Here is a 16,379-nt window from a genome sequence, read left to right on the forward strand (position 1 = left end):
GTTCACCATAGAACACATGCGTTCGATATGGCGAACACTCGATCGGGGCCTCGCCCGTGACATCGGCCTGGTCTGTCTCGCCGATTGTCTCGTGGGGGTTTCCTACGGCGCCATCGCGGTGAGCTCCGGCTTCCCGCTGTGGCTGCCGATGCTGATGTCCCTGCTGGTCTTCGCCGGGGCGTCGCAGTTCATGTTCATCGGCATCGTCGCCGCGGGCGGCAACCCGTTCGCCGCAGTGCTGGCCGGGCTGCTGGCCAACGCGCGGCACCTGCCGTTCGGCTTCGCGATCGGCGACGTCCTGGGGAAGCGGTGGACGGCCCGGCTGGCGGGCAGCCACCTGATGATCGACGAATCGGTCGCGTTCGCGCTGGCCCAGCGCGAGGCGCACCGCCGGCGCGCCGCGTACTGGGCGTGCGGGACCGGCCTGTTCGCCTGCTGGAACATCGGCGTGGTCGGCGGGGCGTACGCCGGCACGGCGATCAGCGACACGGACGCGTTCGGCCTGGACGCGGCGTTCCCGGCGGTGCTGCTGGCGCTGGTGCTGCCGTCGCTGCGTGACAAGGCGACCCGGCTGCCGGTGCTGCTCGGGGTGCTGGTCGCCCTGGTGGCGACGCCGTTCCTGCCGGCGGGGCTGCCGGTGCTGCTCGCGCTGGCGGGGGTGCTGGCCGGGGTGGCGGCGAAGGAGCCCGAGCTGGAGGAGGCGCGCTGATGGACGGCGTGGAACTGCTGATCGCCACGGGGGTGCTGGCGGCCGGGACGTTCGCGTTCCGCTTCGCGGGTCCGGCGCTGCGCAGCCGCGTGAAGCTGACCCCGAAGGCCGAGCGGTTGATGGCCCTGGCGGCGGTGGTGCTGCTGGCGGCGCTGGTGGCCGTGAGTGCCCTGACCGAGGGCCACGGGTTCGCCGGGATCGCGCGGCCGGCGGGAGTCCTGGTGGCGGGGGTGCTGGCGTGGCGGAAGGCACCGTTCGCGCTGGTGGTGGTGGCCGCCGCGGCGACGGCGGCGCTGCTGCGGCTGGCCGGTGTTCCGTGAGCGAGGCGGCTGACCTGCCGGTAAGCCACCGGGCCGGTGCGTCTAGGCTGGTGGGAAGGTCTTTCGGGAGGTCGGGTGTCGTCGGAACCGGTCATCGGTGTGCTCGCCATGCAGGGTGCCGTGCGGGAGCACGTCGCCATGCTGGAAGAAGCCGGTGCGCGCGCCAAGCCGGTCCGGCGAGCCGGTGAACTGTCCGAAGTGGACGGCCTGGTGCTGCCCGGCGGCGAGTCGACCACCATGTCGAAGCTGCTCGAGACGTTCGAACTGCTGGAACCGCTCAAAGCTCGGATCGCCGAGGGCATGCCCGCCTTCGGCTCGTGCGCCGGGATGATCCTGCTGGCCCGGCAGACCCTCGACGGGCGGCCCGACCAGCAGCAGCTCGGCGGCCTCGACGTCGTCGTCCGGCGGAACGCCTTCGGCCGGCAGGTCGACTCCTTCGAGGCGGACCTCGACTTCGCCGGCGTCGACGGCGAAGTGCGCGCGGTTTTCATCCGGGCGCCGTGGGTCGAGAAGGCCGGTGACGGCGTCGAGGTGCTGGCCACCGTCAGCGGCGTGCCCGGCGTGGACGACGACACCGCTAGGATCGTCGCGGTCCGGCAAGGGGCGGTGCTGGCGACCGCGTTCCACCCGGAGCTGACGCCCGACGTGCGGGTGCACCGGCTGTTCGTCGACCTCGCGCGGAAGGCAGCCTGAGACGCGGTGCCCGGCCGGGGTACGGAACAGATGGAGGAGAGATGAGCGGCCACTCCAAGTGGGCCACCACGAAGCACAAGAAGGCCAACCTCGACGCGAAGCGCGGCAAGCTCTTCGCGCGGTTGATCAAGAACATCGAGGTGGCCGCCCGCACGGGCACCGGTGGTGGCGACCCGGATGGCAACCCGACGCTCTACGACGCCATCCAGAAGGCCAAGAAGAACTCGGTCCCGCAGGACAACATCGAGCGCGCCCGCAAGCGCGGCGCCGGTGAAGAGGCCGGCGGCGCCGACTGGCAGAACATCACGTACGAGGGCTACGGCCCCAACGGCGTGGCGGTGCTGATCGAGTGCCTGACCGACAACAAGAACCGCGCCGCGATGGAGGTCCGCACCGCGCTCACCCGCAACGGCGGCTCCCTCGCCGACCCGGGCTCGGTCGCCTACATGTTCAACCGCAAGGGCGTCGTGCTCATGCCGAAGGCCGAAGCCACCGAGGACGACGTCCTCATGGCGGTCCTCGACGCGGGCGCCGAAGAGGTCAACGACCTCGACGAGAGCTTCGAGATCGTCTCCGAGGGCGGCGACCTGGTGCCGGTGCGCAAGGCCCTGCAGGAAGCCGGCTTCGAGTACGAGTCGGCGGAGCTGACGTTCCTCCCGACCGTCAGCGTCCCCCTGGACGCCGACGGCGCGAAGAAGGTCTTCAAGCTGATCGACGCCCTCGAAGACTGCGACGACGTCCAGAACGTCTACGCGAACTTCGATGTCTCGGACGAGGTGCTCGCCGAAGTCGGCTGAGTTTTTCCTTGCGCCGCACCGCTTTCGTGCCCGGGCCGGAAACTTTCCGGCCCGGGCACTGTGCTCTCCGGGTCTCGTCAGGCAGAATGTGCGCCGTGACCTCGACGACCCCCGCCTCCGCCGACATCACCGCCGAACTGTCCGCCGAGGAACTGCGTCTCATCGAATGGATCGAGACGCAGGCGAAGGAACGCGGCAACGCGGTCATCACGGTCGCCGGGGACGACGAGGGCGCCGGCTACTGCTTCACCGCCTGCGCGTGGGCGCTGCACCACGTGCCGGAGGCCGTCGTGGTCGGGCTGCCGGCGCAGATGGGCCAGGTGCTGCTCGACGCCTACGTCGACCGCGCGGCCAACGGCGAGATCTTCGAGGTCGGCCGCCGCTACGACGACTTCTTCGAGGGCGTCCCCGTCGTGCTCGAGCGCGTCAACAAGGGTCACTACCCCGAATACTTCGGCACGGCCTTCCTCATCTACCCGGACGGCGACTTCCCGGCGCTGCAGTTGATCGTCGCGACGCCGGAGGGCAAGTTCCCGTGGCACCCGGACGCGCCCGAGGGGTTCGCCCGGTGGCAGCCGGTGCTGACCGAGAGCGGCGACCCGGAAAGCTGGACCGCCGGCGTCGACGGCCCCTAGAACTTTCCCAGGTCGGTGGCCGCTTCGGGGTACTGCCGGCCCAGTTCCGCGGCGGGGGAGAACTCCACGCAGTCGTCGGTGTACGGCGGCACCACGACCGTGCCCAGCAGGCTCCACTCCCCGCGCGTGACCGCGGCCTGCCACGTCCCGGCGGGCACGACGACCTGCGGCCGCTCGCCGGCAGCGACGTCGGTGCCGAGCACCGGGCGCTCGACCGAGCCGTCCGGGTGCAGCAGCAGCATCGCGACCGCAGCCCCCGCGTGGTGGACCCAGACCTCGGTGCGGTCCAGCCGGTGCGGTGCCGAGCGCTCCGGCGCGATGAGCAGGTAGTAGATCGCGGACCCGTCGGCCGAGCGCCAGCTCTGCGCCCACCGCCCGCCTTCTACGGGCAACGGCTCAAGTCCCAGGTGGGTGATGAAATCCGACGGCTGCGGCATGTCTGCCATCCTGCCGGAGGCGCGGCCAGTAGCCTGCTAGCTCGAACTGGTGTTCGCGGCGGGAAGGAAGAACGGGTGCGGGTGCTCGGGGTCGACCCCGGTCTGACCAGGTGCGGCCTGGGGGTCGTCGACGGCGGCAAGGGCCGGGCCGTCCGGTGCGTCGCCGTCGACGTCGTGCGGACGCCGCCCGACGCCGATCTGGCCCACCGCCTGCTCGGCATCTCCGACGAGGTCGAGCGGTGGATGGACAAGTACAAGCCGCAGGCCGTGGCCGTCGAGCGCGTCTTCGCCCAGCACAACGTCCGGACCGCGATGGGCACCGCGCAGGCCGGCGGGGTGGTCGCCCTGGCGGCCGCGCGCCGGGGCCTGCCGGTCGTCTTCCACACGCCGAGCGAGGTGAAGGCCGCGGTCAGCGGCTCCGGCCGAGCGGACAAGGCCCAGGTCACGGCCATGGTGATGCGGCTGCTCAACCTCGAGGTCGCGCCGCACCCTGCCGACGCCGCGGACGCCCTCGCCCTGGCCATCTGCCACCTCTGGCGCGAGCCGATGCGGGCCCGGCTCGCCGAAGCCGAAGCCCGCGCGGCCGAGATGGCCCGCACGCACAAAGCCCGCCTCGCCGCGGCGGCGAAACAAGCCAAGAACCCTGGAGCAGCACGATGATCTCGTCGGTACGCGGAGAAGTCCTCATCGTCGGCCTGGACCACGTCGTGGTCGAGGTCGGCGGGGTCGGCTTCGCCGTGCAGGCCACCCCGGCGACGCTGGCGACCCTGCGCCGCGGCGAAGAAACCCGGCTGCACACCGCGCTGGTCGTGCGCGAGGACTCGCTGACGCTGTTCGGCTTCGCCGATGCCGACGCGCGCGAACTGTTCGGCCTGCTGCAGACGGTGTCCGGGATCGGGCCGCGGCTCGCGCTGGCCACCCTCGCCGTGCTGGACCCCGACAAGCTGCGCGCCGCGCTGGTCGAAGGCAACATCACCGTGCTCACCTCGGTGCCCGGCATCGGCCGCAAGGGCGCCGAACGGCTCACCCTGGAACTGCGCGACAAGGTCACCGCGCTCGGCTCCGGCGAGGCTCCGGCCGTCACGGCGCCCGGTGCGCTGCGCGCCGAGGTCGTCGAAGCGCTGGCCGGCCTCGGGTTCCCGGCCAAGCAGGCCGAGCAGGCGGTCGACAAGGTCCTCGCCGACGGTGACGGCCACACGACGGCGAGCGTGCTGCGCGCTTCGCTGGCCACCCTCGGCCGGAAGCGGTAGGCGCGGCCGTGGAGTATGAAGCCGTGGAGGAAGACGAAGCCCTCTCGGCGTGGGCCCAGACCGGCGAGGAGACCGTCGAGGGCACGCTGCGGCCCCGCAAGCTCGACGAGTTCGTCGGCCAGCCGCGCGTGCGCGAGCAGCTGGAGCTGGTGCTCGAGAGCGCCCGCCGCCGCGGCGTGCCGCCCGACCACGTCCTGCTCTCCGGGCCGCCCGGCCTCGGCAAGACGTCGATGGCGATGATCGTCGCGGCCGAGCTGGGCGCGGCCATCCGGATCACCTCGGGCCCCGCGCTGGAGCGGGCCGGCGACCTCGCCGCGATGCTGTCCAACCTCGCGCCCGGCGACGTGCTGTTCATCGACGAGATCCACCGCATCGCCCGCCCGGCCGAGGAGATGCTCTACCTCGCGATGGAGGACTTCCGGGTCGACGTCGTCGTCGGCAAGGGCCCGGGCGCCACCAGCATCCCCCTGGAGATCGCGCCGTTCACGCTGGTCGGGGCGACCACGCGGTCGGGTTCGCTGACCGGCCCGCTGCGCGACCGGTTCGGCTTCACCGGCCAGATGGAGTTCTACACCGACACCGAGCTGGAGCTGGTCGTCCGCCGCGCCGCGACGATCCTCGACATCCCGATCGACCGCGACGGCTGCCAGGAGATCGCCGGCCGCTCCCGCGGGACGCCCCGGATCGCGAACCGGCTGCTGCGGCGCGTCCGCGACTACGCCGAGGTCCGCGCCGACGGCAAGGTGACCCTGGAGGTCGCGCGTGCGGCGCTGGCCGTCTACGACGTCGACGAGCTCGGGCTCGACCGGCTCGACCGGGCCGTGCTCACCGCGCTGACCAGGTCGTTCGGCGGCGGACCGGTCGGGATCTCGACGCTGGCGGTGGCCGTGGGGGAGGAGGCGACCACCGTGGAAGAGGTGTGCGAGCCCTACCTGGTCCGCGCCGGTATGCTCGCCCGCACCCCGCGGGGCCGGGTCGCCACGGCGGCCGCCTGGGAGCACCTCGGCCTGGTGCCGCCCGCCGACCACCCGGGGCGCCCCGACCCGGGCGGGCTCGCGCCGTTCGAGCAGGACTGAGCGGCCGGGACCAGCGGGTGGGTGTCGGCGTCCGCGCTGGTACCTGGCACACTTGACAGGAGCACATACCCAAAAACCGGACATTTCGGCTGGGCCCGGTGTCCGTCGAACGGAGAATCATGCAACAGCTATTGCTGCCCCTGCTGCTCGTGCTCGTCCTCGCCGTGCCGCTGGTGATGAGCACGCGCAAGCAGAAGAAGCAGCAGGCGGCGCAGCAGGACCTGCAGAGCAGCCTGGCGCCCGGTGACCGCGTGATGACCACGTCGGGTCTCTACGGCACCGTCGCCGACGCTTCGGGCGACAACACGATCGACATCGAGATCGCCCCCGGCGTCGTCACCACCTGGCTGCGGCTCGCGGTCCGCGAGAAGGTCGAGCCCGTCGTCGAGACCGACGAGGACGCCACCGACGACGTCGTGGACGCCCCGGCCGAGGAGTCGATCATCGAGTCGGGCTCCGGCATCAAGGACGACGAGCCGCAGACCACCGCCCAGGTGGCCCCGCCGCTGGAGCACGGCAAGAAGTAGGCCTCGCGCCACCCCGGGAACGCCCGACGAAAGTCGGTGTGGCCTCGCACGCCGGGCTCACGCAGCACCGAGTAGTGTCTCGGTGCTGCGTGCGTGTCCGCCGTCATACCCGTGCCCGGGAGTGAATCGCACACAGTCCCTCCCGGTAACCCTCCGGGCGGGCACCGCAACGCCTGCGCAACCCAGTCCGAGGAGACCGATCCACCGTGGCATCATCGGCCGGGCATCTCCGCCCGGGACGCTATCTCGCCTTCTTCGCCCTGATCGTGATCGTGCTGTACGCGCTGGTGTTCCTCACCGGCAACCACAAGCCGACCCCGAAGCTGGGCATCGACCTGCAAGGCGGCACCCGGGTCACGCTCACCGCCCGCACCCCCGACGGCGGCCAGCCCACCCGGGAATCCCTGAACCAGGCGCGCCAGATCATCGAGCGGCGCGTCAACGGGATCGGCGTCAGCGGCACCGAGGTCCTCCTCGACGGCAACAACGTCGTCATCACCGTCCCCGGCGAGCAGGGCGACCAGGCGAAGAACCTGGGCAAGACCGCGAAGCTCGGCTTCCGCAAGGTCGTCGCGAACGCGACCCAGCCGGTCGTGCCGCCGCAGACCACGACCCCGCCGCCGGCCACCGGCGCCCCGACCTCGGGCGCCCCGAAATCGACGCCGCCGTCTTCGGGCGCTCCGGCGGCCTCCTCGGGGGCCCCGACGACGACCAAGCCCGGTGGCGGTGGCGCCCCGGGTGCCGCGCCCGCGCCGCAGCAGAGCAGCACGCCGGCCCCGCCGAGCAGCAGCACCACCCCGCCGCCGGCGTCGAGCCAGGCCCCGGCGCCCTCCGACGGTTCGGTGGACGCGCAGACCGCGCAGCAGATCCAGGCCGCGAAGGCGGTCCGCCAGAACAAGGGCCTGATCGGCGCCGACGGCCAGCCGAACCAGGAGCTCGTCGCGAAGGCGATGGCGTCGCTCACCTGCGCGCCGAACGCCAAGGACCCCCTCGAGGGCAACGACGACCCGAAGCTGCCGCTGGTCGCCTGCGGTGACCACGACACGTACAAGTACCTGCTGGAGCCGGAGTTCCTGCCGGGCACCGAGATCGCCGACGCGAACTCGACGTACAACACGCAGAACGGCCAGTGGGTGGTGAACCTCAGCTTCAAGAGCGAGGGCACCAAGATCTGGGCGGACTTCACGTCGAAGAACGTCAACCAGCAGGCCGCGTTCGTGCTCGACACGCAGGTCGTGTCCGCGCCGAACATCCAGGTGGCCATCCTGGACGGCAACACCCAGATCACCGGGAAGTTCACGCAGGCCGAGGCGAAGGACCTGTCGGACATCCTCAAGTACGGCTCGCTGCCGCTGTCGTTCGCGTCCTCGGACGCGACCACGGTGTCGGCGACCCTCGGCCTGGCCTCGCTGCAGGCCGGTCTCATCGCCGGCGGCATCGGCCTGCTGGTGGTGTTCATCTACTGCCTGTTCTACTACCGCCTGCTCGGCGTGCTCACCATCCTGTCGCTGGCCTTGTCCGGCGCGCTGGTGTTCGCCGTGCTGGTGCTGCTCGGCCGCTGGATCGGCTACACGCTGGACCTCGCGGGCATCGCCGGCCTGATCATCGCGATCGGCATCACGGCGGACTCGTTCGTCATCTACTTCGAACGGCTGAAAGACGAGATCAGAGAGGGCCGGACGTTCCGGTCCGCGGTGCCGCGCGGCTGGGTCCGCGCCCGGCGCACCATCCTGGCTTCGGACGGCGTGAGCTTCCTGGCCGCGGCGATCCTGTACGTCATCGCGGTCGGCGACGTCCAGGGCTTCGCGTTCACCCTCGGTATGTCCACCGTGCTCGACCTGGTGGTCGTGTACCTGGTGACGCACCCGCTGGTGGCCATCGTGTCCACGTCGAAGTCGCCGTTCCTGTCCAATCCGAGGAACCTGGGCCTCGGCGCCGTGCAGCAAGTGGGTTCGCAGCGTAAGAAGTCGACCTCGGTCGGCCGCGCGAACGTGAAGGAGGCCTGACGTGGGGGTCGAAGAACTGGGCACGGACGCCGAAGGCAACGCCAAGGCGGCGGTGAAGCCCGGCAAGAGGGAAAGCGTCTTCCACCGGCTCTACGTCGGCACGGGCGCCTTCGACGTCGTCGGCAAGCGCAAGCGCTGGTACGTCTTCTTCGGCGCGCTGGTGCTGATCTGCCTCGCGTCGATGATCATCCGCGGGTTCAACCTCGGCATCGAGTTCGAGGGCGGCACGCAGATCCAGATGCCGGCCAACGGCACGCACGGCCTGATCACCGAGCAGCAGGCGAAGGACTCGTTCGAGAAGGCGCTCGGCCGCCCGCCGGCCGAGGCGCAGAAGGTCGGCAGCGGTGCGGCGTCGACCATCCAGATCCGCACCGACGCGCTGAACGCGGCCGACGTCGCCAAGGTCAAGCAGACCCTGTTCCAGGACCTGGGGCCGAAGGGCACCAACGGCCAGCCCAGCGCGCAGGCGATCAGCGACAGCGCGGTGAGCGCGTCGTGGGGCGGCGAGATCTCGCAGAAGGCGCTGATCGCGCTCGGCGTGTTCCTCGTCGCGGTGGTCATCTTCCTGGCGATCTACTTCGACCTGCGGATGGCCGCGGCGGCGCTCGTCTCGCTGCTGCACGACATCCTGGTCACCGCCGGCGTGTACTCGCTGGTCGGCTTCGAGGTCACCCCGGCGACGGTGATCGGCCTGCTGACGATCCTCGGGTTCTCGCTGTACGACACGGTGGTGGTGTTCGACAAGGTCCGCGAGAACACGCGCGGCCTGCTCGGGCTGACCCGCCGCACCTACGGCGAGGCCGCCAACCTGGCGCTCAACCAGACCCTGATGCGGTCGTTCAACACGGCGTTCATCGCGCTGCTGCCGATCCTGGGCCTGCTGATCGTGGGGTACGTCCTGCTCGGCTCGGGCACGCTGCAGGACCTCGCGCTGGTGCAGCTCACCGGTACGTTGGTCGGCGTCCTGTCGTCGGTCGCGCTGGCCACGCCGCTGCTGGTCGACTTCAAGATGCGCGACCCGAAGTACGCGCAGCAGGCCGAGCGGGTCCGCCAGCGCCGCGTCACCCAGGAGCGCAAGGCGGCGGGTGAAGAGGACTTCGACGCTTCGGACGACGACGCCCTGGCGAAGGAGCTGCGCAAGGAGAAGGCGTACGCGGCCGCGGCCAGCGTCCCCGCCCGCATCCAGAAGCAGCGCCCGTCCGGCAAGCCCGCGGGCAAGCGGAAGCGCTGACGTGGAGCTCGACGACGCCCTCGGCCTCATCGCCGAGGTGCCGGACTTCCCCGAGCCCGGCGTGCTGTTCCGCGACCTGAGCCCGCTCTTCGCGGACGCGGGCGCGTTCAGGGCGGTGACCGACGCGCTGGCGGAGACGCTGGAACCCGGTGTCGAGGCGCTCGCGGGTGTGGAAGCCCGCGGGTTCCTCCTCGCCGCGGCCGTCGGGTACGCCCGCGGCCTCGGCGTGGTGCTGATCCGCAAGCCCGGCAAGCTCCCGCAGGTGGCGGGCCGGGTGGACTACGCGCTGGAGTACGGCACGGCGACGGTCGAGCTCCCGGCGGGTGTGGTGCGGCCCGGCCAGCGCGTGGCGATCCTCGACGACGTCCTGGCCACGGGCGGCACGGTCGCGGCGACGGGCAAGCTCCTGGAAGACGCGGGAGCCGTGGTCGACGGCGTGTCGGTGGTCCTGGAACTGGCGGCCCTGCGCGGCCGCGAGGTGCTGGGCAACCGCGAGATCCACGCCCTGCAGTCCTGCTGACCTTCCGTGAGGGGCACTTTCCTGGCTTTGAAGGCCGGGAAGGTGCCCCTCATGACTTTCGCCACCCCCGGTGGTGAAGCCGCAGGTCGTGGGCTCGGCATCCCCCTGAACGGGCGCACCCGAGAGGGCCGCGAGGCGTAGCGGCTACCCTGGTGTTCCGAAGGCCGCACGAGCAGCAGGAGGTGCGGGTGAGCCAGGAGCTCGACGCCGCGGTGCCCGCGAAAGAGGGCGCCCCGCAGAACGGGCAGGCGGCGGCCCAGCCGCCGAGGCCGAACGGTGCGGCGCCGAACCCGTCCGCGACCCGGCGGGTCCGGGCGCGCCTCGCCCGGCGGATCACCGCGCAGCGCGCCGCCCCGGTCAAGCAGGTCCTCGAACCCCTGGCCGTCATCCACCGCGAGCTGCACCCCAACGGCGACCTCGGGCTGCTCCAGCGCGCCTACGACGTCGCCGAAGAGCTGCACCGGAACCAACGGCGCAAGTCCGGCGACCCCTACATCACCCACCCGCTCGCCGTCGCGACCATCCTCGCCGAGCTGGGCATGGACACCACGACGCTGGTCGCGGCCCTGCTGCACGACACCGTCGAGGACACCGGCTACGCCGTCGAGAGCCTGAAGGCCGACTTCGGCGAGAAGGTCGCCGAGCTCGTCGACGGCGTCACCAAGCTGGACAAGGTCAAGCTCGGCACGTCCGCCGAGGCCGAGACCATCCGCAAGATGGTCATCGCGATGGCCAAGGACCCCCGCGTCCTGGTCATCAAGCTCGCCGACCGGCTGCACAACATGCGCACCATGCGCTTCCTCCCGCCGGAGAAGCAGGCCCGCAAGGCCCGCGAGACACTCGAGGTCCTCGCCCCGCTGGCCCACCGCCTCGGCATGGCCACGGTCAAGTGGGAGCTGGAAGACCTCGCGTTCGCCATCCTGCAGCCCAAGAAGTACGACGAGATCGTGCGCCTGGTCGCCGACCGCGCGCCCTCGCGCGACATCTACCTGCGCTCGGTCATCACCGACCTGACCAGCAACCTCGTGTCGTCGCGGATCACCGCGAAGGTCGAGGGCCGGCCGAAGCACTACTACTCGATCCACCAGAAGATGATCGTCCGCGGCCGCGACCTGGACGACATCCACGACCTGGTCGGCGTCCGGATCCTCGTCGAGGACGTCCGCGACTGCTACGCCGCCATGGGCGTCGTGCACGCGCTGTGGCAGCCGGTCCCCGGCCGGTTCAAGGACTACATCGCGCAGCCGCGCTTCGGTGTCTACCAGTCGCTGCACACCACGGTGATCGGCCCGGACGGCAAGCCCCTCGAGGTGCAGATCCGCACCTACGAGATGCACCGCACCGCCGAGTACGGCATCGCCGCGCACTGGCGCTACAAGGAAACCAAGGGCACGCACACCGGCAACGCCATGGACGTCGACGAGATGGCGTGGATGCGCCAGCTCCTCGACTGGCAGCGCGAAGCGGCGGACCCGGGTGACTTCCTCGAGTCGCTGCGCTACGAGCTGGCCTCCCGCGAGATCTTCGTGTTCACGCCCAAGGGCGACGTCATCACGCTGCCCGTGGACTCGACGCCGGTCGACTTCGCCTACGCCGTGCACACCGAGGTCGGGCACCGCTGCATCGGCGCCCGCGTCAACGGCCGCCTGGTCGCGCTGGAACGCAAGCTGGAAAACGGCGAAGTCGTCGAGATCTTCACCTCCAAGGCGGAGAACGCGGGGCCGTCGCGGGACTGGCTGCAGTTCGCCGGCTCGCCGAAGGCGCGCGCGAAGATCCGGCAGTGGTTCGCCAAGGAACGCCGCGACGAGGCGATCGAAGGCGGCAAGGAAGCCATCACCAAGGAGATCCGCAAGGTCGGCCTGCCGATCCAGCGCCTGGTCTCCGCGGAGTCGATGGGCGCGGTCGCCACCGAACTGCGCCACGCCGACATCTCGTCGCTGTACGCGGCGGTCGGGGAGGGCCACACCAGCGCGAAGCACGTCGTGCAGCGCCTGGTCGCGCTGATCGGCGGCGTCGACGCGGCGGAGGAAGAGCTCGCCGAGCGCGCCACGCCGTCGACCGTCACCCGCCGCCGCGGCTCCAACGACGTGGGTGTCGTGGTCAAGGGCGCCAGCGACGTCTGGGCGAAGCTGGCCCGCTGCTGCACCCCGGTGCCGGGCGACGAGATCCTCGGGTTCGTGACCCGCGGCGGCGGTGTTTCGGTGCACCGCACCGACTGCACCAACGCCGGCGACCTGCAGTCCCAGCCGGAGCGGCTGGTCGAGGTCGAGTGGGCGCCCTCGGCGTCTTCGGTGTTCCTGGTGGCCATCCAGGTCGAGGCGCTCGACCGGCACCGCCTGCTCTCCGACGTGACCAAGGTGCTGGCGGACGAGAAGGTCAACATCCTCTCGGCGTCGGTGACCACGTCCCGCGACCGCGTAGCGGTCAGCCGGTTCTCGTTCGAGATGGGCGACCCCAAGCACCTCGGCCACGTCCTCAAGGTGGTCCGCGGCGTGGAAGGCGTCTACGACGTCTACCGCGTGACGTCGGCTTCCTGAGTGAGCCAGGAGACGCCGGCGGCCGCGGCGATCCGCTCGCGCGACTCCAGGAGCCGCGCGCGCAACGGCGGCAGGTCGACGCCGAGCAGGCGCCCGTCCCGTTTGACCGCCTTCCCGGCGACGTAGACGCTGTCCACCAGCCCGGGGTGCCCGGCGCTGACGATGGTGCGGACCGGGTCGCCGACGGGGAAGACCGAGAGGTCCTCGGCGTCCAGCAGGACCAGGTCGGCGGCCTTGCCGGGTGCGAGGCTGCCGGCGTCGCGCCCGCAGGCCCGGGCGCCGTTCACCGTGGCGAACTCGAGGACGTCGCGAGCCGTGACGCCGCCGCGCTCGGCGGCCAGTGCGGTGCGCATGGCGCCGAACAGGTCACCGCCGGCGGACAGGCAGTCGTCGACCGACAGCGACGGACGCAGCCCGGCGGCCAGCGCCCGGCCGGTGATCAGCGGCTCGAAGCCCATCTTCAACTCGACGTCCGGGCTGACCGACGCCGCGGAACCGGCGTCGGCGAGCATCGCCAGCTGGTCGTCGGAGAGGCCGTTGCCGTGCACGATGGTTGTGCGGTCGTCGAGTAGGCCCCGCGCGCGCATGCCCTCGATCGGGCGGTCGCCGTACCGCCACCCGCCGGTGCCGTGGACGTGCGTGCTCACGGGGAGCCCGAGTTCCCGCGCCAGCGCGACATCGGCGGCGGTCTCGTCCATGGTGGACATCACCGGGCCGCGCAGGCCCAGCGCCATGTCCTCGCCCGGCAGCAGGGCCCGCACCCGCCGGATCTCCGGCGTGATGTCCGGCCCGTCGGCGCCGTAGCAGAAGATCGAGTGGCCCGGTGCGTCGCGCAGCCCGGCGATCGCGGCGTCGGCGTTCTCCGGGTGCAGAGCGCAGTGGAACCAGTCGAGCATGGTCGTGACGCCGGAGTTCAGGGCTTCGAGGCGGCCGAGGAGGTTGCCCAGGTAGACGTCCTCGGGCCGGTAGTGCGGTTTGAGCGTGCCGTGCGCGGCGACGCGGTACTGGTCGAACGTCCAGTCCGCGCCGAGGCCGCGGAACGCCGTCTGCCAGGTGTGCCGGTGCGTGTCGACGAACCCGGGCAGCACGATCTTCCCCGTCGCGTCGACGATCTCGGCGTCGGCGTCGAGCGTGGCGCCGATGGCGGCGATCCGGCCGTCCTCGATGAGCACGTCGCCACGGGGCAGGTCCCCGAGCGCCGGATCCATGCTGACCACCATGCCGCCGCGCAGCAGTGTCTTCATCGGTCTCCTCCCAGAGTTGACGCGTCAACTCTGTATGCTACGCCCATGTTGGAGCCGGCGGAGTGGGAGTTCTGGGACACCTGGATGCGCGCCCAGCGGCGGCTCGCCGGTGAACTCGACCGCGGGCTGCAGCGCGACTGCGGCATCTCGAAGGCCGAATACAGCGTGCTGAGGACGCTGACCCGCCCGATGCGCGTCGGCGAGCTCGCCGACGCGCTCGACTGGGAGAAGAGCCGCGTCGCGCACCTGCTGACGCGGATGGAGAACCGCGGCCTGGTGGCGCGGACCGAGGACGGCGCCACCGGCCGGCGCACCGGGGTCGAGCTGACCGGCGAAGGCCGTCGCACGGCGGAGCGGGCGACCCGGGCGCACGGCGCCAACATCCGCCGGCTCGTCCTCGATCGCCTCACACCCGGCCAGGCCGCGGCGATCCGGGCGTGGAGCGAGCAGCTGCTCGAGCAGAGCTAGAAGAGCGCCGCGACGAGGGCGACCGCCGGGGGAACCGCCTGGGCGAGGGCGCCGCCCCGGCCCGCGCCGCGGGGCCGGCTGAGGGCGAGCAGGTCGGACACGCCCAGGACGATCCCGGCCAGGGCCATGTACGCGCAGGTGTAGAGCACGAGCGCGCGCCCGGCGGTGGTCTGACCGGTGTGCAGCAGGACCAGCCCGGCGATCGGCCCGGCGGCCAGGAACAGGTTGTAGAACCCGACGTTGAACGACCACAGCCGGGTGGCGGGCAGGTTCGCCGTGGGGATCTTGAAGATGCCCTCGTGCACGCCCGGCCGTTCGAACAGCAGGACCTCCCACGTGAACGCGAGCAGGTGCACCAGCGCGGCGATCCCGGCGCAGACCTGGACGACGGCGTTCACGGCCGCACCAGCTCGACGCCGTGCCGGCTCGCGACCTCCGGGATCCGTTCCGCCGGGGCCTGGTCGACGTCGCGGAAGAAGCGGCCCATGGCGTCGGTCAGGCTGACCGCGAGGAACTTCGCCGACGGCGTGTGCACGGTGAAGGTGTTGACCGCGCCCGCCGGGATGCTGATCGACGCGCCGGGGCCCAGGTCGTGCAGCTCGCCGTCGACGTAGACCGTGATGCGGCCGTGCAGCACGTAGAAGCTCTTCGCCCAGGGCTCGGCGTGCGGCGGGACCGACGGCCCGCGGGGCGCGTCGACCTCGAACAGCTCGTAGGCCCCGCCGGTGTGCTCGGCACCGACCTTGACGGTGATCCGGGCGTCCTTCGAATCGAGTTCCGGGCCTTCGCCCGGGGCGCTGAAGTGGGTCATGGGCCCGACGCTAGGAACCGGGCGGGCGGGGGACCATCCCGGGAATGTGGGATACCCGCACCGGCGCGCGGCGGCGCATACTGCGCTCATGTGGGAGGGTCGGGCGCAGGGCGCGCGGCGCGACATCGCCGCACTCGCGACGGCGGGCCTCGGGGTCGCCGAGCTGCACGCCGCCGCCATCGAGCTGGTCGAGCGGGTGGTGCCCACCGAGCTCAGCTGCTGGGCGTCGCTGGACCCGGACACCGCGGTGATCAGCTCGATGACCAGCGGCCGCGCCCGGATCCCCGGCGAGTACGAGCCGTTGCTGGCGACCTACGAGTACGACGGCGCCCAGCCGCACACCTTCGCCGAGCTGGCCGCGCGCCCGGTGCCGGTGGCCCGGCTCTCGGACCTGCCGCACCGGGACGTCGAACGCAGCGGCCGGCTCAACGACGTCTGGCGGCCGCTCGGCCTCGGCCACGAGCTGCGTGCGGTGTTCCGCGTCGACGGGACGTCGTGGGGCGCGGCCGGCCTGGTGCGCCGCGGCGAGTTCAGCGACCGCGAAGTCGAGTTCCTGACGGCGATCGCGCCGGCGGTGGCGGCCGCGACGCGGGTGGCCGCGCGCACGCGGGACGCGGGGGAGCGGGCCGACCCGGCGATCGTCGTGGCCGGCCCGGACGGCAGGCAGCGGGCGGCCACCGCGGCGGCCGCGGCGTGGCGGTCCGAACTGGACGAGATCGCCGCCGGCCGGTTCGCGGTGCTGCTGTGCGCGGTGGTGACCGGCGCGCGGGCGGCGGTGACGGGCACCTTCCGCGCCCGCGTCCGCGACGCGCGCGGCGGCTGGATCGTGTTGCACGCCAGCAGGTTGGTCGCCGAGGACGCCGACGAGACGGTGGTGACGGTCGCCCGCGCGTCGGGGGCCGAGCTGCTGAGCGTGCGGCTGGCGGCCTACGGCCTGACCGCCCGCGAGCGCGACGTCTGCCGCGAGGTGCTGGCCGGCCGGTCCACTGTGGACATCGCGGACCGGCTCGGCATCTCGGCGCACACGGTGCAGGACCACCTCAAGGCGGTGTTCGCGAAGGTCGCCGTCCGCAGCCGCGGCGAACTGACGGCGAAGCTGCTTTCCTGACCGTTTCCGC

General features: G+C 71.8%; 19 protein-coding genes. 15 read left to right on the forward strand and 4 right to left on the reverse strand.

All coding sequences use genetic code 11. The annotated features are described in order from the left end of the window. Positions 1-16: 16 nt before the first annotated feature. From ACZ7OH_RS04810 to ACZ7OH_RS04830, 5 genes are all read left to right on the forward strand, one after another. Complete coding sequence (locus ACZ7OH_RS04810) at positions 17-709, forward strand: AzlC family ABC transporter permease (protein ID WP_470279633.1); 693 nt, start codon at positions 17-19, stop codon at positions 707-709. Continuing rightward, positions 709-1,029 carry an AzlD domain-containing protein gene (locus ACZ7OH_RS04815; protein ID WP_400908958.1) on the forward strand — a complete coding sequence of 107 codons (321 nt, stop codon included), beginning with the start codon at positions 709-711 and terminating at the stop codon, positions 1,027-1,029. Before ACZ7OH_RS04810 ends, ACZ7OH_RS04815 begins: the two co-directional genes overlap by 1 nt. A 75-nt stretch (positions 1,030-1,104) precedes the next feature. Then, complete coding sequence (gene pdxT / locus ACZ7OH_RS04820; RefSeq protein WP_400908961.1) at positions 1,105-1,722, forward strand: pyridoxal 5'-phosphate synthase glutaminase subunit PdxT; 618 nt, start codon at positions 1,105-1,107, stop codon at positions 1,720-1,722. Positions 1,723-1,763: 41 nt separating this feature from the next. Then, complete coding sequence (locus ACZ7OH_RS04825; protein WP_086675256.1) at positions 1,764-2,519, forward strand: YebC/PmpR family DNA-binding transcriptional regulator; 756 nt, start codon at positions 1,764-1,766, stop codon at positions 2,517-2,519. Positions 2,520-2,605: 86 nt separating this feature from the next. After that, positions 2,606-3,154, forward strand: coding sequence for a DUF4262 domain-containing protein (locus ACZ7OH_RS04830; protein WP_470279634.1), 549 nt, complete (start codon positions 2,606-2,608; stop codon positions 3,152-3,154). On the opposite strand, the gene ACZ7OH_RS04835 is transcribed toward ACZ7OH_RS04830, so the two are convergent. Further along, positions 3,151-3,591 (reverse strand): cupin domain-containing protein, encoded by a 441-nt coding sequence (locus ACZ7OH_RS04835; protein ID WP_470279635.1) that lies wholly within the window; start codon positions 3,589-3,591, stop codon positions 3,151-3,153. The genes ACZ7OH_RS04830 and ACZ7OH_RS04835 overlap by 4 nt on opposite strands. Positions 3,592-3,666: 75 nt before the next feature. Between ACZ7OH_RS04835 and ruvC the strand changes: the two genes are divergently transcribed. The 8 genes from ruvC to ACZ7OH_RS04875 all read left to right on the forward strand — a co-directional run bounded on the left by ruvC (position 3,667) and on the right by ACZ7OH_RS04875 (position 12,738). Continuing rightward, complete coding sequence (ruvC, locus tag ACZ7OH_RS04840; protein ID WP_354828982.1) at positions 3,667-4,251, forward strand: crossover junction endodeoxyribonuclease RuvC; 585 nt, start codon at positions 3,667-3,669, stop codon at positions 4,249-4,251. Then, positions 4,248-4,841 (forward strand): Holliday junction branch migration protein RuvA, encoded by a 594-nt coding sequence (gene ruvA / locus ACZ7OH_RS04845; protein WP_470279636.1) that lies wholly within the window; start codon positions 4,248-4,250, stop codon positions 4,839-4,841. Before ruvC ends, ruvA begins: the two co-directional genes overlap by 4 nt. Before the next feature lie 8 nt (positions 4,842-4,849). Next, on the forward strand, positions 4,850-5,917 hold the full coding sequence (gene ruvB / locus ACZ7OH_RS04850) for a Holliday junction branch migration DNA helicase RuvB (protein ID WP_400908978.1): 1,068 nt from the start codon (positions 4,850-4,852) through the stop codon (positions 5,915-5,917). 119 nt (positions 5,918-6,036) lie between these two features. Next, complete coding sequence (gene yajC / locus ACZ7OH_RS04855; RefSeq protein WP_470279637.1) at positions 6,037-6,444, forward strand: preprotein translocase subunit YajC; 408 nt, start codon at positions 6,037-6,039, stop codon at positions 6,442-6,444. Between the two features lie 206 nt (positions 6,445-6,650). After that, positions 6,651-8,450 (forward strand): protein translocase subunit SecD, encoded by a 1,800-nt coding sequence (gene secD / locus ACZ7OH_RS04860; RefSeq protein WP_470279638.1) that lies wholly within the window; start codon positions 6,651-6,653, stop codon positions 8,448-8,450. 1 nt (position 8,451) lies between these two features. Continuing rightward, positions 8,452-9,681, forward strand: a complete 1,230-nt coding sequence (gene secF, locus ACZ7OH_RS04865) for a protein translocase subunit SecF (protein ID WP_470279639.1) — start codon at positions 8,452-8,454, stop codon at positions 9,679-9,681. Position 9,682: 1 nt separating this feature from the next. After that, positions 9,683-10,201: an adenine phosphoribosyltransferase gene (locus ACZ7OH_RS04870; protein ID WP_470279640.1), complete on the forward strand. Its 519-nt coding sequence runs from the start codon at positions 9,683-9,685 to the stop codon at positions 10,199-10,201. Positions 10,202-10,389: 188 nt separating this feature from the next. After that, complete coding sequence (locus tag ACZ7OH_RS04875; RefSeq protein ID WP_470279641.1) at positions 10,390-12,738, forward strand: RelA/SpoT family protein; 2,349 nt, start codon at positions 10,390-10,392, stop codon at positions 12,736-12,738. Here the strand turns inward: ACZ7OH_RS04875 and ACZ7OH_RS04880 are convergent. Further along, positions 12,714-13,982, reverse strand: coding sequence for an amidohydrolase family protein (locus tag ACZ7OH_RS04880; RefSeq protein ID WP_470279642.1), 1,269 nt, complete (start codon positions 13,980-13,982; stop codon positions 12,714-12,716). The two genes, ACZ7OH_RS04875 and ACZ7OH_RS04880, sit on opposite strands and share 25 nt — an antisense overlap. A 45-nt stretch (positions 13,983-14,027) precedes the next feature. Between ACZ7OH_RS04880 and ACZ7OH_RS04885 the strand changes: the two genes are divergently transcribed. Continuing rightward, positions 14,028-14,450, forward strand: a complete 423-nt coding sequence (locus ACZ7OH_RS04885) for a MarR family winged helix-turn-helix transcriptional regulator (RefSeq protein ID WP_470279643.1) — start codon at positions 14,028-14,030, stop codon at positions 14,448-14,450. On the opposite strand, the gene ACZ7OH_RS04890 is transcribed toward ACZ7OH_RS04885, so the two are convergent. Continuing rightward, the gene (locus ACZ7OH_RS04890; RefSeq protein ID WP_470279644.1) at positions 14,447-14,848 is read right to left on the reverse strand and encodes a DUF1304 domain-containing protein; all 402 of its coding nucleotides are present in this window, start codon (positions 14,846-14,848) and stop codon (positions 14,447-14,449) included. The two genes, ACZ7OH_RS04885 and ACZ7OH_RS04890, sit on opposite strands and share 4 nt — an antisense overlap. Continuing rightward, positions 14,845-15,261 carry a cupin domain-containing protein gene (locus tag ACZ7OH_RS04895; protein ID WP_470279645.1) on the reverse strand — a complete coding sequence of 139 codons (417 nt, stop codon included), beginning with the start codon at positions 15,259-15,261 and terminating at the stop codon, positions 14,845-14,847. Before ACZ7OH_RS04895 ends, ACZ7OH_RS04890 begins: the two co-directional genes overlap by 4 nt. 88 nt (positions 15,262-15,349) lie before the next feature. Here ACZ7OH_RS04895 and ACZ7OH_RS04900 point away from each other — a divergent pair, with 88 nt between their 5' ends. Further along, the gene (locus ACZ7OH_RS04900; RefSeq protein WP_470279646.1) at positions 15,350-16,369 is read left to right on the forward strand and encodes a helix-turn-helix transcriptional regulator; all 1,020 of its coding nucleotides are present in this window, start codon (positions 15,350-15,352) and stop codon (positions 16,367-16,369) included. The last annotated feature ends 10 nt before the right edge of the window (positions 16,370-16,379 follow it).

Source organism: Amycolatopsis sp. NPDC114478 (genome assembly GCF_055633805.1).